19 protein-coding genes and 1 pseudogene are annotated in these 21,864 nt (G+C 70.7%); 10 read left to right on the top strand and 10 right to left on the bottom strand.

The features are described 5' to 3' along the window. Window positions 1–505: 505 nt before the first annotated feature. The 3 genes and pseudogenes from J8M50_RS39795 to J8M50_RS39785 all read right to left on the bottom strand — a co-directional run bounded on the left by J8M50_RS39795 (window position 506) and on the right by J8M50_RS39785 (window position 3,344). A complete protein-coding gene (locus tag J8M50_RS39795) occupies window positions 506–2,647 on the bottom strand; it encodes an ABC transporter ATP-binding protein (protein WP_267894014.1) in 2,142 nt (713 codons plus the stop codon). Between the two features lie 90 nt (window positions 2,648–2,737). Further along, window positions 2,738–2,878 (bottom strand): annotated as a pseudogene (locus tag J8M50_RS50305) (HMA2 domain-containing protein); the annotation flags it as partial. 133 nt (window positions 2,879–3,011) lie between these two features. Then, the gene (locus J8M50_RS39785) at window positions 3,012–3,344 is read right to left on the bottom strand and encodes a DUF5132 domain-containing protein (RefSeq protein WP_010357630.1); all 333 of its coding nucleotides are present in this window, start codon (window positions 3,342–3,344) and stop codon (window positions 3,012–3,014) included. A 395-nt stretch (window positions 3,345–3,739) separates the two neighbouring features. On the opposite strand from J8M50_RS39785, the gene J8M50_RS39780 reads away from it, so the two are divergent. From J8M50_RS39780 to J8M50_RS39770, 3 genes are read left to right on the top strand one after another with little or no spacing between them, the layout of a single operon-like run. Further along, window positions 3,740–4,804, top strand: coding sequence for a Rieske 2Fe-2S domain-containing protein (locus J8M50_RS39780; RefSeq protein WP_010357629.1), 1,065 nt, complete (start codon window positions 3,740–3,742; stop codon window positions 4,802–4,804). Further along, a complete protein-coding gene (locus J8M50_RS39775; RefSeq protein ID WP_010357627.1) occupies window positions 4,801–4,959 on the top strand; it encodes a hypothetical protein in 159 nt (52 codons plus the stop codon). Before J8M50_RS39780 ends, J8M50_RS39775 begins: the two co-directional genes overlap by 4 nt. Next, window positions 4,956–5,897 carry a PDR/VanB family oxidoreductase gene (locus tag J8M50_RS39770; RefSeq protein WP_010357626.1) on the top strand — a complete coding sequence of 314 codons (942 nt, stop codon included), beginning with the start codon at window positions 4,956–4,958 and terminating at the stop codon, window positions 5,895–5,897. Before J8M50_RS39775 ends, J8M50_RS39770 begins: the two co-directional genes overlap by 4 nt. Before the next feature lie 3 nt (window positions 5,898–5,900). On the opposite strand, the gene J8M50_RS39765 is transcribed toward J8M50_RS39770, so the two are convergent. Beyond that, window positions 5,901–6,572, bottom strand: a complete 672-nt coding sequence (locus J8M50_RS39765; RefSeq protein WP_029184357.1) for an MmyB family transcriptional regulator — start codon at window positions 6,570–6,572, stop codon at window positions 5,901–5,903. Window positions 6,573–6,851: 279 nt separating this feature from the next. Here J8M50_RS39765 and J8M50_RS39760 point away from each other — a divergent pair, with 279 nt between their 5' ends. From J8M50_RS39760 to J8M50_RS39750, 3 genes are all read left to right on the top strand, one after another. Further along, the gene (locus J8M50_RS39760) at window positions 6,852–7,499 is read left to right on the top strand and encodes a helix-turn-helix domain-containing protein (protein WP_010357624.1); all 648 of its coding nucleotides are present in this window, start codon (window positions 6,852–6,854) and stop codon (window positions 7,497–7,499) included. Between the two features lie 32 nt (window positions 7,500–7,531). Next, window positions 7,532–8,059 carry a hypothetical protein gene (locus tag J8M50_RS39755; RefSeq protein WP_010357623.1) on the top strand — a complete coding sequence of 176 codons (528 nt, stop codon included), beginning with the start codon at window positions 7,532–7,534 and terminating at the stop codon, window positions 8,057–8,059. 141 nt (window positions 8,060–8,200) lie between these two features. Then, window positions 8,201–8,410: a hypothetical protein gene (locus J8M50_RS39750; RefSeq protein ID WP_010357621.1), complete on the top strand. Its 210-nt coding sequence runs from the start codon at window positions 8,201–8,203 to the stop codon at window positions 8,408–8,410. Window positions 8,411–8,413: 3 nt separating this feature from the next. Here J8M50_RS39750 and J8M50_RS39745 read toward each other — a convergent pair whose 3' ends face one another. Next, window positions 8,414–9,100, bottom strand: coding sequence for a 4'-phosphopantetheinyl transferase family protein (locus J8M50_RS39745; protein WP_010357620.1), 687 nt, complete (start codon window positions 9,098–9,100; stop codon window positions 8,414–8,416). Continuing rightward, entirely contained in the window at window positions 9,097–9,969 is an 873-nt protein-coding gene (locus J8M50_RS39740) for a metallophosphoesterase family protein (RefSeq protein WP_029184356.1), read from the bottom strand. The genes J8M50_RS39745 and J8M50_RS39740 overlap by 4 nt, the downstream gene beginning before the upstream one ends. A gap of 294 nt (window positions 9,970–10,263) precedes the next feature. Between J8M50_RS39740 and J8M50_RS39735 the strand changes: the two genes are divergently transcribed. After that, complete coding sequence (locus tag J8M50_RS39735) at window positions 10,264–11,409, top strand: ATP-grasp domain-containing protein (RefSeq protein WP_010357617.1); 1,146 nt, start codon at window positions 10,264–10,266, stop codon at window positions 11,407–11,409. Window positions 11,410–11,732: 323 nt separating this feature from the next. Here J8M50_RS39735 and J8M50_RS39730 read toward each other — a convergent pair whose 3' ends face one another. From J8M50_RS39730 to J8M50_RS39715, 4 genes are all read right to left on the bottom strand, one after another. Beyond that, on the bottom strand, window positions 11,733–13,055 hold the full coding sequence (locus tag J8M50_RS39730) for an alpha-L-fucosidase (RefSeq protein ID WP_078481200.1): 1,323 nt from the start codon (window positions 13,053–13,055) through the stop codon (window positions 11,733–11,735). Further along, on the bottom strand, window positions 13,052–16,096 hold the full coding sequence (locus J8M50_RS39725; protein ID WP_010357615.1) for an alpha-mannosidase: 3,045 nt from the start codon (window positions 16,094–16,096) through the stop codon (window positions 13,052–13,054). Before J8M50_RS39725 ends, J8M50_RS39730 begins: the two co-directional genes overlap by 4 nt. 69 nt (window positions 16,097–16,165) lie before the next feature. Next, window positions 16,166–17,503 (bottom strand): 6-phospho-beta-glucosidase, encoded by a 1,338-nt coding sequence (locus tag J8M50_RS39720; RefSeq protein ID WP_010357614.1) that lies wholly within the window; start codon window positions 17,501–17,503, stop codon window positions 16,166–16,168. After that, window positions 17,500–18,264 carry a DeoR/GlpR family DNA-binding transcription regulator gene (locus J8M50_RS39715; protein ID WP_010357613.1) on the bottom strand — a complete coding sequence of 255 codons (765 nt, stop codon included), beginning with the start codon at window positions 18,262–18,264 and terminating at the stop codon, window positions 17,500–17,502. The genes J8M50_RS39720 and J8M50_RS39715 overlap by 4 nt, the downstream gene beginning before the upstream one ends. Before the next feature lie 163 nt (window positions 18,265–18,427). Between J8M50_RS39715 and J8M50_RS39710 the strand changes: the two genes are divergently transcribed. From J8M50_RS39710 to J8M50_RS39700, 3 genes are all read left to right on the top strand, one after another. Next, window positions 18,428–19,486 carry a carbohydrate kinase family protein gene (locus J8M50_RS39710; RefSeq protein WP_029184354.1) on the top strand — a complete coding sequence of 353 codons (1,059 nt, stop codon included), beginning with the start codon at window positions 18,428–18,430 and terminating at the stop codon, window positions 19,484–19,486. Between the two features lie 134 nt (window positions 19,487–19,620). Beyond that, a complete protein-coding gene (locus J8M50_RS39705; RefSeq protein WP_029184353.1) occupies window positions 19,621–20,907 on the top strand; it encodes an ABC transporter substrate-binding protein in 1,287 nt (428 codons plus the stop codon). Next, entirely contained in the window at window positions 20,907–21,860 is a 954-nt protein-coding gene (locus J8M50_RS39700; protein ID WP_010357610.1) for a carbohydrate ABC transporter permease, read from the top strand. The genes J8M50_RS39705 and J8M50_RS39700 overlap by 1 nt, the downstream gene beginning before the upstream one ends. Window positions 21,861–21,864: the final 4 nt, after the last annotated feature.

Below are 21,864 nucleotides of genomic sequence, written 5' to 3'. Positions count from 1 at the left end.
CAGGGACGGACCGGAAGCAGGGCAGGACGAGACAGGGAGAGACCCGAGGCGGGACAGGAAGGGACCGGAGGCGGGACAGGAAGGGACCGGAGGCGGGGAGGGACTGGAGGCGGGGCGGACCGAGGGCGAAGCCAGAACAGGACCGGCGCGGAGTCGAAGCGTGGAAGACGGACCGGGGTCGGGGTCAGGTCCGGAACCACAGCCGGGCCGGGAACCCGAGGTCAGAGGGCAGGTGGTCAGGGGGGCAGAAGGCCAGGGGCAGGAGGCCAGGGAAGCCGGAGCCGGAGTCCCGACTCAGCCGCCCCCACCCGACCCCACCCGGCTCGCTCTCACCGGTCACGCCCGCCGAGCCGCCCAAGCCCCCGCCGACAACCCCCCGGGCATCCAGCGGAGTTCACCGGCACTCACAGAGATCACCGGCACCCACCACCCCAGCCCCACCCCCCAACCCCGCTCCCCCACCCCGGACTTACACCCGGGCACCCCCGAACCCCCGCCCCCCTGCCTACGCGGCCCGTTCCCCCGACTGCAAGCTCCACAGCGACGCATACAACCCGCCCCGCCCGAGCAGCTCCGTATGCGTCCCCTCCTCCGCCACCACCCCACCCTTGTCGAGGACATGGATCCGATCGGCCCCCCGGATCGTGGACAGCCGATGCGCGATGACGATCAGCGTCCGCCCCTCCGCGAACGACCGCAGCGCCCGCTGGATCGCCGCCTCGGTCTCGTTGTCGACCGCGGAGGTCGCCTCGTCGAGGATGACGACCGGCGAGTCCTTGAGGATCGCGCGGGCGAGGGCGATGCGCTGGCGCTGCCCGCCGGAGAGAGCGGCGCCGCGTTCGCCGATGCGCGTGTCGTAGCGGTCGGGCAGGGCGTCGACGAAGGGGTGGGCCTCGGCGGCGCGGGCGGCCCGCTCGACGTCCTCGTCGCTCGCGTCGAAGCTGCCGTAGCGGATGTTGTCGGCGACGGTGCCGTCGAAGAGGAAGGGGTCCTGGGCGACGAACCCGACGGCGCGGCGCAGGTCGTGGCGGTCGAGGTCGCGGATGTCCCGCCCGTCCAGCAGGACTTGGCCCCCGGACGCGTCCTGGAAGCGCATGAGGAGCCGGGCGACGGTGGTCTTGCCGGAGCCGGTGGCGCCGACGATGCCGGTGACGCCACCGGGTGCGATGTCGAGGGAGAAGTTCTCCAGGACGGGCGGACGTCCGGGGTAGGCGAAGGTGACGTCCTTGAGGGAGATGGCCCCTTGGACGGTCGTACGGTCCAACTCCTCTTCCTTGCCGACGGGTTCGGTCGGCAAGGCGCGCAAGTGCTGGACGCGGTCGTAGGCGGTGAGGGTGCGCTGGTACTGGTCGACGATCGCGCCGAGCCGGGTGAGCCGGAACAGGACCTGCTGAGGCAGGCCGATGAGAGGGCTGAACACCTCGAAGGGCAGGTCTCCTTCGAGGACGGACCGGCCGCCGAGGAGGAGCATGCCGACCATGGACGCGGTAGTGGCGGCGCGGATCGTCTCGCCGTGGCGGACGGTGTGCCGGTCGGTACGGCGGTTGCCGAGCCGGTACTTCTCGCCGAGCGCGTCGAGGCGGGCGGCCTCGTACTCCTCGGTGCAGAAGCTCTTGACGGTGGCGCTCGCCTGAAGGCTGTTGACCAACTGGCTGTGCAGTTCGGCCCGGTGCTCGCTGGAGACGGCGTAGTCGTCGGCCACCCGGTCCTGGTGACGGAACGACAGCCAGGCTACGACGGGCATCGGCAGGAACGCGATCCACGCGATCTGCGGGGCGAAGACGAGGAACGCGGGCACCAACACGAGGAAACTCGTGCCGAGTTGGACGACGTCGTTGGCGCAGGTCGCGAAGAACCCGCCGAGCTGGGCGACCTCGTCGGTGAGGACCCCGGCGATCCGGGTGGTGCGCTCGCCCTCCAACTGGCCCAGTTCCAGGCGCTGTACGTGGGCGTAGGTGGAGTCCCGCCAGTCCTGCTGGACGTCCTGGCCGAGCCCGCGCCACTGGGTGTTCGCGGCGTACGACAGGACGGCGACGGCGGCGCAGGCGAGGGCCGCGGCGCCGGCGAGGAACCACAACTGGGCGGCGGCGCCGGTGATTCCGAGGGCGAGGAGCGGTGGGCAGGACCCCTTGATCAGGACCAGCGCGACCCACCCGAGGAACAACCCGCAGGCGACCTCGGCGAGTTGACAGACGGCGGAGAGCCCCGTGGCGAGCCCGAGCCGGGACCGGTGAGGGCCGACGAGATCGAGAAGCGCGCGGAGAGAGGAACGCCGACCCTCAGCGCCAGCGAGGCCCTCAGCACCCCCGACCACACCTGCGCCCCCTGCCACCGCACCTGCCGCAGCGCCCCCGACCACCCCCGCCGCAGCACCTCCAACGGCACCCGCATCCCCTACCGGAACCCCGTCCCCCACCACCCCCGCCCGAGCCATGGCCCGCCGCACCACGACAGCCGTCGCCCCGGCGACCGCCCCCAACGCGACCAGCGGCCTGCGCAGCACCTTCCCGCCCCCGAGCGCGAGCCCGGCAGCCCCCACGACGCCCCCGGTGACGGCGAGGGCGGCGCGAAGGGTGCCGGGCTCAACGGCCTTCGTCGCGGGCTCGGGCTCGGGCGCCGCATTCTCCGTACGCGCACCGATTTCCACTGCGGAAGCCCCGGATAACCGCCCGAGAACTCGCCGCAACAGCTCCCCGACATCCGCACTCGTGAGCCCCGCGCCATGCAGCACGAGAACGCTCCCGGTCACGGAATTCACGCGCACCGATTTGATTCCCCGGACCCTCCGCAGCGTATCCGCCAGGGAATCCGCTAACTGCGGCCGGCCGACCGCCTGTGGAACACTCCACCGCTGCCGCCCCGGCACGTTCGAGCGCATTCTCACGTCGCTCCGGATCGGCCGTCCGACGGCCGCCGCCCCCACCAGTAGTGCCATGTCCAGCTGGTTCCCATGCTCTCTGCGACACCGCGTGCTGGGCGGCTGTCGTGTGACGAATTCCGGGCGCGTGTTCTCAGTGCGTCTTGCCGGCCCCGCCGGCGGGCCGCGCCTTGGGGGGAGCCGTCTTCGCGGCGCCCGTGTCGGCCGCGACCGGGGCCGCGGCGGCGGTCGGCACGGAGGCGGCGGCCGGTGCCCCGCCGGTCGCGAGCTGGGCGGCCATCACCTCGGCGGTCACCTCGGCCGCGAGGTCGTGGAGCCCCTCGGTCGCCTCGTGGGCGGCGCGCTTCACCTCCATGACGAGCCCGACCGAGGTCTTCACGAGCCCTTTCATCAAAGGCGCGACGATGCGCTTGGCCAAAGGCGCGGCGATGAGACCGATCAGAAACGGGGGAACTACGGGAGGCATGACTCGGTTTCCCTTTCCGGGGTGGGTGATCGTGGAATGTGGCGGCGACTGCCGCAAAAAGAATGGCGACGGAAGAAGCCTATCCGAGGTACTCCGTATGGCCCCCGGCCCCTTCGCACACCTTCACCCGAACGTGTCACGCCGCCGGTATTTTCGGCCAGCCCCCGAATAAGTGATCACCGCACACCGACCGCTCACACTTCCCGAAACAGGCACCCTCTCCCCCGACCTCTCCCCATGAATTAACAGATCGCGTCCGCCCTTTTCGGCCAACCGAAATCCTCAACGCCCCGCACACGCCCCGCACCAGCGATCCTTCCGCCAGGCGGAAGTCCCGTTGCAACACCCCCGCGCACCTCAAGACGATGGCGCCAGGACCGAGAGACGGGAACCCCATGCCGCACATCACCGCCTTCGCCAGGAACCAGTGGTACGTCATGGCCTACAGCCACGAGGTGGGCCGCGAGCTGCTCGGCCGCACCGTCCTGGGCGAGCCGATCGTCGTGTACCGCACGGAGGCCGACGGCACCCCGGTCGCGCTGCACGACCGCTGTGTGCACCGGCGTTACCCGCTCTCGGCGAGCGGCCTCGACGGCGACCGGATCGTGTGCGGCTACCACGGCTTCACGTACGACACGACGGGTACGTGCGTGTACGTGCCGGGCCAGAAACGCGTCCCGCGCACCGCGCGCGTCGCCGCGTACCCGGTGGTCGAACAGGACTCCCTGATCTGGGTCTGGATCGGCGACCCGGCCCTCGCCGACCCGGCGGCGATCCCGCGCGCCCGCCACCTCGACGCCCCCGGCTGGACGACCGTACGCGGCATGGAGCCGATAGACGCCGACTACGGCCTGCTGGTCGACAACCTCCTCGACCTCTCGCACGAGACGTATCTGCACGGCGGCTACATCGGCACCCCCGAGGTCGCGGAGACGCCGATCACCACGGAGGTCGACGAGGGCGCCGGGATCGTCCGGGTCAGCCGGCACATGGACGACGCCGAGTGCCCCCCGTTCTACGCCCGTTCGACCGGCATCGAGGGCCGCATCACGCGCTGGCAGGACATCGAGTACCACGCGCCGTGCCTGTACCTGCTGCACAGCCGCATCGCCCCGGTCGGGGTGGCGCCCGAGGCGGACGGCAGCGATCCGCACGGCTTCCACACGGAGATCACGTACGCGATCACCCCGTCCGGCGACGGGAAGGTGTACGACTTCTGGATGGTGTCGCGGGACTGGGCGACGGACGACGAGGAGGTCACGGAGTTCCTGCGCGGCAACAACCACACGGTCGTCATGCAGGACGTCGACGCCCTCAACCTCCTTCAGCGGACGCTGGGTTCGGAGCGCGACGGCTACCAGGAGCTGAGCATCAACATCGACACCGGCGGCCTCGCCGCGCGCCGTATCCTCGCGCGTCTGGTCGAGGAGGGCGCCAAGCCCGTGGAGCGGGCCCTGTGACCGGCGAGGTCTACCGCGTCGCCTGGCTCCCGGGCACCGACGTCCTGCACGGCACCTGCCACTGCGGACGCGAACACACCGCGCAGGACCCGGTGGAGATGTGGGAGTGGATGCTGGCGCACCCGCGCGGCCACGAGACGGAGGGCGCCAAGTGACCGCGTACGACGGTGAGCTGACCGTCCATCAGATCGCCACCCCGGCCGAGGGTGTACGCCTGCTGTCCCTGCGCCACCCGCTAGGCGACCCCCTGCCCGCCTGGGAGCCCGGCGCCCACGTCGACCTCCTCCTCGCGCCCGGCCTGGAGCGGCAGTACTCGCTGTGCGGCGACCCGGCGGACCGGCACGAGTGGCGGATCGCGGTGCTGAGGGAGGTGGACGGCAGAGGCGGATCGGCTTATGTGCACGGCGAGTTGGCGCCCGGCGACAAAGTCGGGATACGCGGCCCCCGCAACAACTTCCCCCTCCTGCCCGCACCCCGCTACCGCTTCGTCGCCGGGGGCATCGGCATCACCCCGCTGCTGCCGATGCTCGCCGCCGCCGAGGCGTCCGGCGCTGAGTGGACCCTGTTGTACGGCGGCCGTTCGCGGCGGTCGATGGCGTTCACGGACCAACTCCTGCGCTACGGCGACCGGGTGACCGTCGCGCCGCAGGACGAGACCGGGGCGCTGCTCGAACTCGGGCCGGTGCTGGACGAGTTGCCCGGCGACACCCTCGTCTACTGCTGCGGGCCAGGGCCGTTGCTCGACGCGGTGGAGAGCCGGTGCCCGTCGGGAGCGCTGCACGTCGAGCGGTTCCAGCCGCGCACCCCCCAACTAGGCGCCATCAATAGCGAGTTTGAGGTCGTCCTGGAGCGCAGCGGCCGTACGGTCACGGTCGGGGCGGACGTCTCGGTGCTCGACGCGGTGCGGGCGGCCGGGGTCGAGGTCCTGTACTCGTGCACGGAGGGGACGTGCGGCACCTGCGAGACCGACGTCCTCGAAGGGGCGGTGGACCACCGGGACTCGGTGCTGACGGCGGAGGAACAGGAAGCCGGAGAGACGATGATGATCTGCGTGTCGAGGTGCAAGGGCGACCGGCTGGTACTGGATCTCTGAAACTCAGACTTCCGGCACCACCGTCAGGTGACTCGCCCCCCTGCGCGCAGCCCGCGCCCCACCCCGGCGCCCCCCGTGCGGCGCCCTCCGAGGCTCCCGCAGGACCAGCGTCAGCCTCGTACACCCCATGTCCTGAAGGGCCTTGGTCACCTCGGTGACGACGCGGCAGTCGGTGGCGCCCCAGCGCGGGTCGGGGTGCAGGAGGGGGCGGACCGCGCCGTCGAGGGCCGTGGCGGCGGGGCCGACCTCGCGGATCCAGCGCGGCAGGCCGTGCCGGTAGGCGGCCTCCATGATCGGGTCCTGCGCGATCTCCCGCCGTACGGCCTGGAGTTCGCGGTCGTCGCCGTCCCGTTCCAGGGCCGCGGCGAACTGCGCGAGCATCGGCAGGCACCAGCGCGACTCGTGGTCGCCGAGGACGAGCGAGGCGTCGGGGTGGAAGAGGACGAAGCGCAGGAAGTTGTCGTCGGGCATGGCCGTGGGATGCGGGCCGACCTCCCGGAAAAGTGTCCGGAAAGCGGTGTTCGCGATGACCGCGCCCCAGCGCTGGTCGAGCACGACGGACGGGAAGGAGACCGCGTCCAGCAGCGCGGCGTAGTCCTGGAGGTACGCGTGGGCCTCGGGCCCCTCGGGGCGGGACGGCGGCACAGGCCGCTGCCCACCTGCCCTGTATGCCATCGGGAGGTCACCCCTCTTGCCTGATGCGGCCGTCTCGCGGCGCCCCGATCCTCCGGTCCCCGCACTCGTCATGTCAACTATCGTGGCATTCGGCGTTTGTTGACGGCTGAAATTGGCCACAGTTGTGGCGAGACCTGGATGTGAGTTCGAAAAACCGGTTACCCTCCGGGCAGTTGACCGTGACTGCCGGTATGGATGAGTGTGACCGTCGGTGCGGAGGAGGCGGTTTCGGCCGGTCGGGACGCGGGGCGTTCGCGAGAGATGTAGGAGACCTGTTCCGTGACGGATGGCTACGAGGCTGCTGGCGACCCGGCGACGGCTTCGCTGTCGGCTCTCGTCGCCCGGGTCACCGCGCTCGCCGACCGCCTCGGCGTGCCGTACGCGCAGGTCTTCGACGTCCCCCGGCTGTCGGTGTCGTCCGGGGTGCCCGAGCCCGTCGTCAAGGCGCTGCTGAGCGGGCGCCCGGCGGGCGAGCCCGACGTACAGGCCCGCTTCCTCCAGCGGCTCGGGCTGCTGCGGCGCACCCGCCTCAAGCCGGACGGGCGCAAGTACACGCAACAGGAGATCGCGGACGGCGCGGGCATGTCCCGGCAGCAGGCGGGCGCGCTGATCAACGGCGACCGGCGGCCCACGATGGAGCACTGCGACGCGATCCAGCGGTTCTTCCGCGTCCACGCGGGCTTCCTGACCGCCGAGGACCCCGAGGCGCTCGCCAGTGTCCTGCTCCACACCGAACAGGAACTCCTCCAGCAGCTCGCCACGCGCGAGGCCGCCTCCGCTGCGGACCCGCTGGAGCGGCTCCTCCAGGACCACGGCGTGCGCGGGATCGCCTGGCGCGCCGCCCAACTCCCCACCGACCAGCACCGCGACAAGGTCGCCGAGTGGCTGGACATGCTGCTGGAGAGCGTCAAGCGACCCGAGTCGTGAACTCCCGGAGGACGGTGGGCATGAGCAGGCGGATGCGACGGCTGTGCGGCGAACTCCTCGCCGGACTGGCCCTCGACGCACCTGCGGCGCCCGGGGACGTGTACGCCGGTCTGTGCGCCGCGATGAGCCGCCGGCGGGGCCGTCCCGTGCACTTCCGTACGGCCGCGTTCCCGGTCGGTACGGCGAGCGGGCTGTGGCTGGACATGACCGACCAGGACCTCGTGGTGATCGAGGAACGGACCGCGCCCGAACATCAACTGGTCATCCTCGGACACGAGCTGTGGCACATGACCGCCGGGCACCACGGCCACCCCGTCGCGGGCGCCGTCGTCGCCACGCGCCTGCTGTGCGACGGCGCCGACCTCCAGGAGACCGTGCGCCGGGTCGCCGCGCGCACGCGCTTCGACGAGGCCGACGAGCGCGAGGCGGAGACCTTCGGCCTGCTGCTGGCGAGCCGCTGCCGGGGGCTGCTCGCGGGGACGCCGGAGAAGGGCCGCCGCGACCGGCTGGCGGGGCGGATCGAGGCGTCGCTCGGGTATCTGCGGCAGGACGGGAAGTGACGCGCGGCCGAACATGACGTCCGCTATGCAGGTGAACCGGAGCGCATCGCAACGGGGTTGAGGGCGATTGTCAGTGGCGGGCGGCAAGCTGGACGGTACGACGAGACCAACCAGCCGACGCCGACCAGGGGAGAGCCGCCCATGCCCACCACCTCCGTACTGACCGACCGTGAACGCGCCGCAGTCCAGGCGTACTTGCGACTCCTGAACACCGTGGCCGCCGCGTACGACGGAGAGGTGCGGGTCGTCCCGGAGTCGGTGCTCGCGGAGGCGGAGGAGGCATTGCGGCAGGCGGGCCTCACGGGGAACGAGGCGGATTTCTTCAAGCTCGTACGGGGATGGTGTCCCTGAGATTCACGCTGTGTACGGAATCGCGATCGCCGTGGCCAGCAGCCCGTCCCTGACCATCCAGTGTCCCTCGAACCGCCCGACCTCCCGCCCCGCCACCACCGGCCCCGGCACGAGCAGTGTCGCCGACACCGTCCCGAACGTCTCCTCCACCGGTGTCAGCGTGATGTCCGCCTCCGAGAAGTCCAGCCACTTCCCCGTCAGCGGGAACCACGCCTTGTACACCGACTCCTTCGCGCTGAACAGCAGCCGGTCCCAGTGGACGCCGGGCCGGCTCGCGGTGAGCGCGGCGAGGCGCTCCTCCTCCGCGGGCAGCGCGATCGCGGACTGGACGCCCTCCGGCAGCCGGTCGTGGGGCTCGGCGTCGATGCCGAGGGAGGCGAGGTCGGCGGTGCGGACGAGGGCCGCCGCGCAGTACCCGGCGCAGTGCGTCATGCTGCCGCGCACCCCTTCGGGCCAGCCGGGCGCGCCGCGCTCGCCGGGCAGGATGGGCCGGGGCGGGACGCCGAGCTTCTCCATCGCCTGCCGCGCGCAGGCGCGTACGGTGGCGAACTCGCGGCGCCGCTTGTCGACGGCCTTCGTGATCACCGCGCGTTCCTCGGGGTACAGCCCCGCCTCGGCGCCCGGGTCGGCGGCGGCAGGCCCGATCGCCTCGACCGTCACCACGGACGCGGGCAACAGCCGCTCGATCACCGGCCCTCGCCCTTCGCTGAAACCGGAGCCGGGAGGATCAGCCGAGGGCGCCCCGGCGGCTGCTGGCGCTTCTTCCACTCGCGGGGGTAGCCCACCGAGACCTCCTCGAAGCGGACGCCCTCGTGCCAGGTGGTGCGCGGGATGTGGAGGTGGCCGTAGACCATGGCGGCGACCGGGAACCGGCGGTGCCAGTCGGCGGTCAGCGTGGTGCCGCACCACATCGCGAACTCGGGATACCAGAGCACCTCGGTGGGGTGCCGGTCGAGGGGGTAGTGGTTGACGAGGACGACGGGCAGGTCAGCCGGCAGCGCCTCAAGCCGCCGCCGCGTCAGCTCCACGCGCGCCCGGCACCACGCCTCGCGGGTCGGGTAGGGGTCGGGGTGCAGGAGGTACTCGTCGTTGCAGACGACGCCCGTGCCGTGCGCGTACTCCAGGCCCGCCTCCTTCGTCGCGCAGCCCGCCGGCAGGAACGAGTAGTCGTACAGCAGGAACAGCGGGGCGATCACGGCCGGACCGCCGGGGCCCTCCCACACGGGATAGGGGTCCTCGGGGGTGACGACGCCGAGGTCGCGGCAGACGGCGACGAGGTGCTCGTACCGCTCGACGCCGCGCAGCGTGACCGGGTCGGAGGGGTGGGTCCACAGCTCGTGGTTGCCGGGCGCCCAGACGACCTTGGCGAAGCGGCTCGCGAGGGTCTTGAGGGTCCAGCGGATGTCCGCGACGTTCTCGGAGACGTCGCCCGCGACCAGCAGCCAGTCGTCCTCGGTGTCCGGGTGCAGCTCCTCCACCAGGGCCCGGTTCTCGGGATACCCGATGTGCAGGTCGCTGATGGCCAGCAGCCGCCCGGCTCCCCCGGCCGTCGTCGTCACCACGCGCCCCCGTCCTTCGTTGAACTCTCCAAGGTCACCACGACAACACATTCGGCGCCCCGCGACAAGGCCGTCCCGTACGACGCCGTCGCACGCGCCACCCACGGCACGGGAGCACGGCCCGGGAATCCGTAACACGCGTGTTGCACGCGGTACCCCCCGCAGGCCGTATGATCGCCTCCAACACCACCGCCATGAACTTCCCTTCGCGCAGGGCGGTTTGGTGTCCCTCCAACCTTCTGCCCGGGCCGGGCTCGCTTTGCTCTGCCCGCGACCCCTGAAAGGCGGCCTCGCATGGTCTCTCGCGTACGCGTCTGGCTCAACCGCACGTACGCGGAGAACGTCTTCTTCATGGATCAGCTGCGGAGAAATCCCAGCGACCGCGCCGTGGAGATCCATGCGACGCACGGCGACGCCGACTCCCCCGTGCTGGCCGCCGCCGACACCGCCGATCTGGAGCCCGAGGGCCTCTCCCCCGCCGCCTACGTCGAGTTCGCGCTCGACCAGTGCGCGCGCCGCTCCATCGACGTGTTCGTGCCGCGCCTGCACCAGTCGGCGATCGTCGCGCACCGCGCGGACTTCGAGGCGGTCGGCACCGCGCTGCTCGCGCCGACGCCGCAGGCCGTGGCCGTCTTCGAGGACAAGATCGTGGCGTACGAGGCCGTGCGCGCCGTCGGCGTGAGCGTGCCGCCGTGGTTCCGCGTGCGCAACGCGGGACAACTCGTCGAAGCTGTCGACGCGTTGGAGGCCGACGGCCACAAGGCGTGCTTCAAGCCGGCGTCCGGCGCGGGCGGGGTGGGCTTCCGCGTCGTCACGCGCTCCCCCTTCTCCCTCTCGCACCTCACCGGATTCCCGTCCCCCTACGTCCCGTTGGACATGGTGACGGCCGCGCTGGAGGAGGCCGAGGAAGAGGTCGACTGGATCGTCATGCCGCGCCTGGAGCAGCCCGAGGTGTCGGTGGACTGCCTCACCGGGCCCGACAACATCGTCCGGATGTCCATCGGGCGGACGAAGAACGGGCGTCGTCGCGGGTTCACGCTGGACCAGCGGTGGCTGGAGCCGGCCCGGCTGATCGCCGAGGGCTTCGGGCTGCACTACCTGTCCAACATCCAGTTCCGGATGTTCGGCGACGAGCCGGTCCTCATGGACGTCAACACCCGGCCCGCCGGAGGGCTGCACCAGCTCTCGCAGTGCGGGGTCAACGCCCCTTGGGCGGCTGTGCAGTTGGCGCTCGGCGAGGACCCGGGCGAGATCGCGCCGCCGTTCCTCGGCCAGGACTACACGGTCGTCTCCGGACCGCGCCAGCTGCGTCCGGTGACGCTGCCGCAGCAGCGGGTCGACGAGCCGGTGCTCCCGGCGGTCGCCGCGCCCGCCGCGCTGGTGGAGAGCGAGGCCGTCGTGGAGAGCACGGTTGCCTCGGAGGCCACCGCGTCCGCATAGTGCTTCACGGGTAAGCGCAGGTCACCCGCCGTCTCCCCCAGTCGCGAAAACCAGTCGCGAAAAACTGGGGGAGATTTTTTTGCGTGGAGGTGTATCAGGGGGCGGGGTGGGCGCTCTTACTCATGTGGGCGCAAGGGGCTCGACGGGGGGAAGCGCCGACGTTCCTGGGGAAGCACCACAAGGGGGAGCACCACAAGTTCCATGGACCTCACGGGGGACCGAACGGGGTACGGGAGGTCCGTGGAGCGATCGGGGGATCGGGTCGGTCGGCCGCTGTCACGGGGAGCGACCGACCGACCCGAATAACGTGCGGGCACCGGTCCTCAGAACCGGCCCGCTCCCCGGTACAGCTCCAACTCACCCTCCAACTCGACGGCCAGGACAGTCGCGTACGGATCGAGATCCGCCGCCTGAGGCCGGTCGATCCACAGCACACCCACCGCGTCGTGCAGCCCCCCGACCACCCGGTGCCCCAATTCCTTGCCCGACCCCACGACCCGCACACCCCGCACGCCGGTCGCCAGACCCCGTACGCCGATCTCCGCGCGCGGCGCGTCGAAGAGGACGAGGTACAGGGTGCGCCCGTCGGCGGAGAGGGTGCTCGGCCCGTAGTGGTGCCCCGCCAGAAGCCCGCGCACGGTCCCGTACACCGCCTCCTCGTGCTTACGGATCCACTCCCCCAGCCCTTCGAGGCGCTCAGCCTGCGGTGCGGGGATCGTGCCGTCCTCCATCGGGCCGACGTCCAGCAGCAGGTTGCCGCCCCCGCCGATCGTCTCCGTGAAGTAACGGACCAGCTGGGCAAGGGACTTGTGGTTGTCGTCGTGGTGCTGGTACCCCCACGAGTCGTTGATCGTGAGGCACAGCTCCCACGGCCCGTCCGGCGGCACGATGGGGGCGCCCTGCTCGGGGGTCGCGTAGTCGCCCTCGCTGAGCATCCGCGCGTTGAAGACGACGTCCGGCGTGTACGACCGGATGAGCGCGGCGAGTTCGGGGATGCGCCACTGCTCCTCGCTGCGGTCCCACTCGCCGTCGAACCACATCAGGTCGGGGCGGAACCGGGACGCCAACTCCGTGATCTGGCCGTCCCGGTAGGCGATGAACCTCTCCCAGGCGACCAGGTCCTCGTCCTCGGCGGAGCACTCGGAGTACCGGTTGTCCTCCTGCTCCGGCGGGCGGCCCGGCTTGCGGGTCGTCGCGTAGTCGGGGTGGCTCCAGTCGGAGTGCGAGTAGTAGAGGCCGACCTTGAGGTCCTTCTCCCGCAGCGCGTCGGCGTATCCGGTGAGGAAGTCCCGGTCCAGGCCCAGGTGTTTGTGCTCGGTGTCCCACATCGCGACGCCGTCGTGGTGGCGGGCGGTGAGGACGGCGTACTTGGCCCCGGCGCGGGCGAACAGGTCGGCCCAGGCGCGGGGGTCGTACTTCGACGCGGTGAAGCGGTCGAGCTGGGAGACGTACTGGTCGTAGGGGACGATGTCGTCGTAGAAGGACCAGGACTCCGGGACACCGTCCACGGCGTAGATGCCCCAGTGGACGAAGATCCCCAACTTGGCGTCGGTGAACCAGGGTTGCATGGGCACAGCTGAACTCCTAGGCCAAATAGGGGTGTTCGGTGGGACGGGCACCGCCGGGCGCCCGTCCCACAGGGTCATGCGCGCCGCAGGCGCAGGGTCAGGATCTGGAACGGCCGCAGCGCGACCGCCACCGACCCGTCCGCCGCCAACTCCACGTCCTCAGAAGGCCGTTCGAGCAGGTCGGTGATCTGCGCCCCGGTGATCGGCACCGACGTGCGCAGCGTCCCGGCCGCCCGGCCGCCGCTCGACTCGTAGAGCCGCACGACGAGGTCGCCCGAGCCGTCGTCCGCGAGCTTGACCGCCTCGACGGTCACGCCCTCGCCGTCCACGGAGACGACCGGCTGCGCCGCGCCCGTCGACTCGGCGAGGCGCAGCGGCAGGTTGAGGGAGTAGCCCTCGGCGACCGCGTCGGCGATGCTCGCGCCCGGCAGCAGGGAGTAGGTGAAGCGGTGGCGCCCCTGGTCCGCGCCGGGGTCCGGGATGCGCGGGGCGCGCACCAGGCTGAGGCGGACGGTGGTCGTGGTGCCGCCGTCCTCGCGGACCGTGCGGGACACGTCGTGGCCGTACGTCGAGTCGTTCAGCACGGCGACGCCGTAACCGGGTTCGGCGAGGTGGACCCAGCGGTGGCCGGAGACCTCGAAGCGGGCCGACTCCCACGTGGTGTTGGTGTGGGTGGGGCGCTGGATGTGGCCGAAGGCGATCTCGGCGGAGGAGTGCGGGGCGCGGATGTCGATGGGGAACGCGGCCTTGAGGATCTTCTCGGCCTCGTGCCAGTCGATGTCCGTCTCGACGTCGATGCGGGAGCTGCCGGCGCGGACGGTGACCGTCTGGACGATCGTCGAGCCCTTGCCGAAGGACCGCTCGATGCGCACGGCGCCGATCAGCGGGTCCGCCTCGACGACGGTCACCGAGTCCGCGTCGAGCAGGTCGACGTACCGGTTCTTGTAGTGCTTGTCGATGTCCCAGGCGTCCCAGTAGTTCGGGAGGTCCGTGTGCAGGCGCAGCAGGTTGCCGGGTTCGGCGAGGACTTCACGTCCGGCGCGGAGGTCGTACACCGAGCCCAGGGTTCCGTCTTCCGAAAACGTAACCCGCACCAAGCCGTTGTCGAGCGTCAGCCCGTCCACGGTGACCGGGTTCGGCACCTCCGACTCGGCCAGCACCGCGCTGCCGCTGCCCGGCACCTCGACGTAGGCGCGGGTGCCGTCCGGGGTGCGGACGACCTCGGCGCGGTCGTACGGGCTGGTGTTGAAGACACGCAGGCCGCCGCCCCCGAGGGCGTCGATCGCCTCGGCGGTCAGCTCCTCCAACTCCCCGGCGACGCGGGCGTACTCGGCCTCGGCCTCGCGGTGCACCCAGGCGATGGAGGAGCCGGGCAGGATGTCGTGGAACTGGTGGAGCAGGACCGTCTTCCACAGGCGGTCGAGCTTCTCGTACGGGTAGGAGTAGTCCGGCGCGTGCAGCGCGGCCGTCGTCGCCCACAACTCGGCCTCGCGCAGCTTGTGTTCGCTGCGGCGGTTGCCCTGCTTGGTGCGGGCCTGCGAGGTGTAGGTGGCGCGGTGCAGTTCGAGGTAGAGCTCGCCGACCCAGACGGGGGCGTCGGGGTACTCGGCGCGGGCCTTGGCGAAGAACTCGTCGGGGTGCTCGATCTCGACCTTCGCGGAGCCTTCCAGGTCCCGCAGACGGCGGGCCCGTTCCATGATCTCGCGGGTGGGGCCGCCACCGCCGTCGCCCCAACCGAAGGGCGCGAGCGAGCGGTTGGCGTTGCCCTTCTCGCGGTACTGGCGGACCGCGCGGGACATCTCCTCGCCGCTGAAGCGGGCGTTGTAGGTGTCGACGGGCGGGAAGTGCGTGAAGATGCGGGTGCCGTCGATGCCCTCCCACCAGAAGGTGTGGTGGGGGAAGGTGTTGGTCTGGTTCCAGGAGATCTTCTGCGTGAGGAACCACTCGTTGCCGGCGAGCTTGGCGAGCTGCGGGTAGGCGCCGGTGTAGCCGAAGGAGTCGGGGAGCCAGACGCCCTTGGTCTCGATGCCGAAGTGCTCGATGAAGAACCGCTTGCCGTGGATCAGCTGGCGGGCTACGGCCTCGCCGCCGGGCAGGTTGCCGTCCGCCTCGACCCACATGCCGCCGACGGGCGCCCACTGGCCCTTCTTCACGGACTCCTGGATGCGGGCCCACACCTTGGGGTAGTTGTCGCGCACCCACTCGTACTGCTGGGCCTGCGAGCAGGCGAACACGAACTCCTCGTACTCGTCCGCCAGCGAGGTCACGTTGGAGAAGGTGCGGGACGTCTTGCGCTTCGTCTCGCGGATCGGCCACAGCCACGCGGAGTCGATGTGCGCGTGGCCGACGCCCGAGATGACATGCGCGGAGGCGTTGGCGGGCTTGGCCAGCACCGGCTTCAGAACCTCGCGTACGGCCGAGGCCGACCCCGACACGTCGTCCAGGTCGAGCGCGTCCATCGCCCGGTCGAGCGCGTGCATGATCTCGTGGCGGCGCGGGTCATGCTCGCCCAGCTCGACCATCAGCTCGCGCAGCACCTGGACGTCGAGGTCGAGGTGCCAGACCTCCTCGTCGAGGACGGCGAGGTTCGCGTGCCGGAAGGTGTAGAGCGGCTTGTCGCCGGCCGTGAGGATGTCGCCCATCGGCGTGATCTTGGAGAAATTCTCCGCGAGGATGTCCGGGTTGGACGCGGCCTCGACCAGGTAGTCGATCTCCTCGCCGCCGACGGCGGGGTTGGCGACGGCGACGTACTGGTTGAGCGGGTTGACGGCCTTCAGCGGGGTGCCGTCGGCGGTGTGGACGAGGGCCTCGGCCTGGTTGCCGGGCCAGTCGCCGACGAAGCCGAGGTCGATGACCGACTCGACGCGGCGGCCCGCCCACTCGGCGGGGACGGTGCCGCGCATCCGGAACCAGGTGGTCCCCCACGGCGGGCCCCACGGTGTGCCCATCTCGAACGGCTCGTAAACAGCCCCGTCGGCCTCCTCGAAGGACACCGGCTCCCCGGGGGCCTGCCATGCCTCGACGGCGAAGGGGACGGTCGCCGCGTAGATCGCGGGCTTGATGCGCTGGGAGTGGAGGCGCTCCACGCGCTCCTCGATCCGCTGGCGTTCGTCATGCATGAGAGGTCTCCAGGGAGAGATACCGGACCAACCGCAGAAAGCGCTTTCTGGACGCTTTCCGCCGGGAGCTTACTTGAGGTACCCGAGACCCGGGTGAACGGCCGTGTAGCCCTCCACCAGCCTGCGGGCGACGTTCACGGAGTCGACCAGCGGGTGCAGAGCGAACGCCTTCACCGCGGTCGTACGGGCGCCGGACTCGGCGGCGGCCAGCACCTCGCGCTCGACGGCCTTGACCGAGCTGACCAGCCCGACCGCGTGGCCGGGCAGGGGCGCGACGGCGACCGGGTGCGCGCCGTTGGCGTCGACCAGGCAGGGCACCTCGATGACCGCGTCCGTGTCGAGCACGGAGAGGGTGTGCCGGTTGCGGACGTTGAGGATGAGGGTCGTGCGCTCGTCGCGGGCGATGGCCCGCATCAGGGCGAGGGCGACCTTCTCGTACCCGCCGGACAGGTCGTCCTCGTCGCGCTCGCCCGCGCCTGCGGTCTCGCGGTTCTCTGCCATGTACGTCGCCTCGCGCTCGGCGCGGGTGCGGTTCCAGGCGTCCAGCGCGTGCGCGCCGGGGGCGGCGACCTCGTCGTAGAACTGGGCCTGCTGGTCGCGCAGGAAGGCGCCGCGGGTCTTCTCGGCCTCCTGGTAGGAGCGGACGGCCTCGCGGTTGAAGTAGTAGTAGTGCAGGTACTCGTTGGGGATCGCGCCGAGCGCCTTGAGCCAGTCGGTGCCGAAGAGCTTGCCCTCCTCGAAGGAGCCGAGGAGGTCGGTGTCGGCGAGGAGGCGGGGCAGTTCGTCGCGTCCGGCGATCTTCAGCCCTCGTACCCAGCCGAGGTGGTTGAGGCCGACGTAGTCGATGTAGGCGTCGTTCGGGTTGGCGCCGAGGACCCGGGCGATGCGGCGGCCGAGGCCCACCGGGGAGTCGCAGATGCCGATGACGCGGTCGCCGAGGTGGCGGGACATGGCCTCGGTGACGAGGCCCGCCGGGTTGGTGAAGTTGATGACCCAGGCGTCCGGGGCGAGCCGGGCGACGCGCCGGGCGATGTCGACGGCGACCGGGACCGTGCGCAGCCCGTACGCGATGCCGCCCGCGCCGACCGTCTCCTGACCGAGGACGCCTTGATCCAGGGCCACCTTCTCGTCGTTGGCGCGGCCTTCGAGGCCGCCGACGCGGATCGCGGAGAAGACGAAGTCGGCGCCGCGCAGGGCGTCGTCAAGGCTGGTGGTGGCGGTGACCACCGGCGCGTCCGGCACCGAGGCGGCCTGCTCGGTGAGGACTCTGGTGACCGCCCCGAGCCGCCCCGCGTCCAGGTCGTGCAGGACGACCTCGGTCACCCGGCCCTCGCCGCGGTCGCCGAGGAGCGCGCCGTACACGAGCGGCACCCGGAATCCGCCGCCGCCAAGAATCGTCAGCTTCACGCTTGAACCTTTCCTGCCACGATCACCTCGGCGCCCGCCTCCGCCAGGGAGGAGTGGGTCACCGGGTCGACCGGGGCGTTCGTCACCACCACGTCCAGATCTTCTGGACCACAGACCTTCGCCATGCCCGTGCCCGGGAACTTGGCACGGTCGGCGAGGAGGACGACTTTGTCGCTCGCCTTGATCATCGCGCGTTTGACCGGCACCTCGACGACGGTCGTGTCCATCACCTGGCCGCCGGGGCGGACTCCGCTGGTGCCGAGGAAGAGCCAGTCGGCGTGCAGCTGGCGGAGGTTGTCCTCGGTGAGGAAGCCGACCAGGGAGCGGTAGTCGCGGCGGACCACGCCGCCGAGCAGGACCAGTTCGATGCCCTCGTCGTCGGCCAGTTCCTCGTAGACGACGAGGTTGCTGGTGATGACGGTGAGGCGGCGGCCGTGCAGCTGCCGGGCGAGCCGGTAGGCGGTGGTGCCGATGTCGAGCAGCACCGACTGTCCGTTCGCGATCATCGCCGCCGCGCGGGCGGCTATCGCGTCCTTCTCGGCGACGCGGACCCCGGCGACCTCGGCGAAGGGCTGGTCGCCCTCCTCGGCGACCGCGCCGCCGTGGACGCGGGTCAGGAGCCCGTCCTCCTCCAGCTTGACCAGGTCGCGCCGGATCGTCGCGGGGCTCACGCCGAGCTGCTCGGAGAGGTCGGTGACAGCCGCGGGGCCGCCGGAGCGCAGGGCCCGGAGGATGAGTTGATGTCGTCGTTCTGCCAGCACGACACGAACACTACTCGTCATCTTCAATCAAATCCATGCTCATTTCTGCTCGACTATTGACCAGATCTGGAAGAGAGCGCACGATTCCGTGCACCGAATGTGAACAGTTCTGACGAACGTTCCGACGAGAGGCGCCACCCCCGTGGACCACACCGACACCACCGTGGACGACGACCGCCCCGACGTCCTGCTGACCGGTCTGCTCTTCTACGACCTCGTCCTCACGGGTCTCGGCAAGCCGCCCACGCCCGGCGAGGAGGTCTGGACGGCCGGGATGGGCTGCGGCCCCGGCGGCATCGCGAACCTCGCGGTGGCCGCCTCCCGCTTCGGCCTGCGCACGCAGCTCGCGACGGTCTTCGGCGACGACTTCTACGGCGCGTACTGCCAGGAGGTCATCGCCGGACAGGAAGGCGTGGACCTCACCCTGTCCCGGGTCGCGAAGGACTGGCCGACCCCGGTGACGGTGGCCCTCGCGCTCCCCCAAGATCTCGACTTCGCTCGGTCAGGGGGGACCCCCATCGCCGACCGCGCGCTCGTCACGCACGGCCAGGAGCCCCCGTACTCGCAGGACGTGCTGATGGCCGCCCCGCCCGCCGCGCGTACCGCGCTGGTGCACCTGGAGGCCGAGCCGCGCGAGTGGATCGCGAAGGCCGCCGCGAACGGCACGCGGGTGTACGCGGACGTCGGCTGGGACCCCACCCAGGAGTGGTCGCGGGACCTGCTGACCCAGCTCTCCCTGTGCTACGCGTTCCTGCCGAACGAGGGCGAGGCGATGGCCTACACCCGCACGGACAGCGCGGTCGCCGCGCTCGGCACGCTCACCGAACTGGTGCCGGTGGCGGTCGTCACGCGCGGCGGCGAGGGCGCGGTGGCCGTGGACCAGACGACCGGCGAGTACGCCGAGGTCCCCGCGCTCCCGGTGGACGTGCTGGACGCGACGGGCGCCGGTGACGTGTTCGGCGCGAGCTTCGTCGCGGCCTCGCTCGGCGAGTGGCCGCTGGAGGAGCGCCTCAAGTTCGCGGTACTGGCCGCGGGGCTCTCCGTACAGCACCACGGCGGCGCGCTCGCGGCGCCGGGCTGGTACGGCGTGGACCGCTGGTGGCGGTCGGTGACGGACCCCGGGCTGCGGCACGCGTACGGCTTCCTGGCGGACCGGCTGCCCGCCGACCCGGGGCGGCCGGTGCAGTACGCGCCGGTGACGCCTCCGGCGCGGCTGAACTGACGGTCCATCAACTCACTTTCAGAGAACCCCCCTTGATCCCCCCCCACGAGATCCCCCTCTTGAAACCCCCCTCTTGAGATCCCCCCTTAAGACCCCCGAGTAGTGCAGAACAGATCCGAAAGGCGGTGGGAGCTGTGCGGCTCTCACGAAGAGGCTTGCTGCGTGCGGGCCTGGCCACCGGGGCCGCCGGTGCGCTGGGCGGCCTCGCGTCCAGTTGCGCGGTACCGGCCGGTTCGACCGGCAACACCATGGTGCTGTGGTACTGGAACGGCGGCCTGAGCGACACCGTCGTGAAGAACGCCAAGAAGCGGTACGGCCCCGCGGTCGACCTGAAGGCGATCCAGATCGGCGGCTACTACCGCTCGAAGCTGATCACGACCATGGCCGGTCGCGCCCACATCCCCGACATCGCGGGCCTCAAGGGCGAGGACATGGCGTCCTACCTGCCGAACGCGGACCAGTTCGTGGACCTGCGCACGCTCGGCGCCGACAAGCTGAAGAGCCAGTACCTGTCGTGGAAGTGGGACCAGGGGGTCGCCGACGACGGGACGATGATCGGCTTCCCCATCGACTGCGGTCCGGTCGCGCACTACTACCAGCCGGCCGTGTTCGCGAAGGCGGGCCTGCCGTCCGAACCGGCGGACGTGTCACGGGAGATCGCGACCTGGGAGCAGTTCTTCGCGGCCGGTGAACAGCTGAAGAAGCGGCTCCCCGGCACCTTCCTGCTGACCGACATCACCAGCGTCTTCACGATGTCGATGAACCAGGGCACGAAGCAGTACGTCGACAAGGACCGGCGTTTCATCGGCGACGAGGACCACGTCCGTACGGCGTGGGCGCGGGCGGTGGAGGCGAAGAAGCGCGGGATCGTCTCCAGCATCGTCAGCGGCACCCCGGACGCGCTGTCGGCGCAGGAGGACGGCAAGCTGCCGTCGAACCTGAACGCGTCCTGGTCGACGAGCGACCTCAAGCAGGGCGTCCCGAAGACGGCCGGCAAGTGGCGGGTGGCGAACTGTCCGGGCGGGCCCTCCAACATCGGGGGGTCGTTCCTGGCGATCACCAAGGAGTGCCGGGAGCCGGAGAAGGCGTTCGAGATCATCACCTGGCTGCTGGACGCCGACAACCAGGCGCAGGGGTTCGTGGACGCGGGGCTGTTCCCGTCCACCCCGGCGTCGTACGGCATGAAGAAGCTGACCGAGCCCGACCCGTTCTTCGGCGGGCAGGTGACCATGGACGTCTTCGGTCCGGCCGCGCAGAAGATCCCGGTGGCCTACAACAGCCCGTTCGACATCGCGCTCGGCCAGCCCCTCAAGGACGAGATCAAGAACGTCGGCGTCCTCGGCAAGAACCCCGAGCAGGCCTGGAAGGACGCCATGAGCAAGTGCCGCCGGATCGCGAAGCACCTGGGGGTGAGCTACTGATGGCCACCGCCCTGGAGAAGCCTCCCGTCGTCGAGAGAGCGACGGCTGTCCAGCCGAAGAAGGGCTGGCGCAAGTACTGGCATCTGTACGCCGCGATCTCCCCCTTCTACCTGTTGTTCCTCGGCTTCGGCCTGATCCCCGTCGGGTTCTCGCTGTACGTCTCGTTCCACCGCTGGGACGGACTCGGGTCGATGGAGTGGGCCGGGCTCGCGCAGTACCGGTACCTGATCTCGGACACGGACTTCTGGAACTCGATCGGGAACACGATCGTCATCTGGGCGCTCGCGACGTTCCCGATGATCTTCCTGGCGATGGTGACGGCCGTGATGCTGAACTCGGCCGTGCGGTTCAAGAACGTGTACCGGTTCGCGTACTTCCTGCCGAACGTGACGTCGGTGGTCGCGGTGGCGATCATCTTCGGGTCGGTGTTCTCGACCAACTTCGGCCTGATGAACGCCCTGTTGCAGGCGGTGGGGCTCGACCAGATCGCGTGGCTGAACACGCCGTGGGGGATCAAGGTCGCGATCGCGACGCTGATGACCTGGCAGTGGACCGGCTACAACGCGATCATCTTCCTCGCCGGGCTCCAGACGATCCCGGGCGAGCTGTACGAGGCGGCGAAGGTCGACGGGGCGAACCCGTTCCAGACGTTCTTCCGGATCACGCTGCCGATGATGCGGCCGGTGCTGCTGTTCGTGCTGGTCGTCTCGACGGTGACCGGGCTCCAGTCGTTCTCGGAGCCGCAGGTGCTGCTCCAGTCGACGGCCAACGACTCGACGTACGCGGGCGGTCCGGGGCACTCGGGCCAGACGATGGTCCTCTACTTCTTCCAGCAGACCTTCGACAACAACGACTTCGGCTACGGCGCCGCCGTGGCGTGGGGGATCTTCCTCGTCGTCATCATCTTCTCGATCGTCAACTGGCGCCTGGTGCAGCGCCGGGGCGAGGACTAGGAGC

This window comes from Streptomyces acidiscabies (genome assembly GCF_020010905.1).
Lineage (GTDB): Bacteria > Actinomycetota > Actinomycetes > Streptomycetales > Streptomycetaceae > Streptomyces > Streptomyces acidiscabies.
This window is presented reverse-complemented; position numbering and strand designations above follow the sequence as displayed.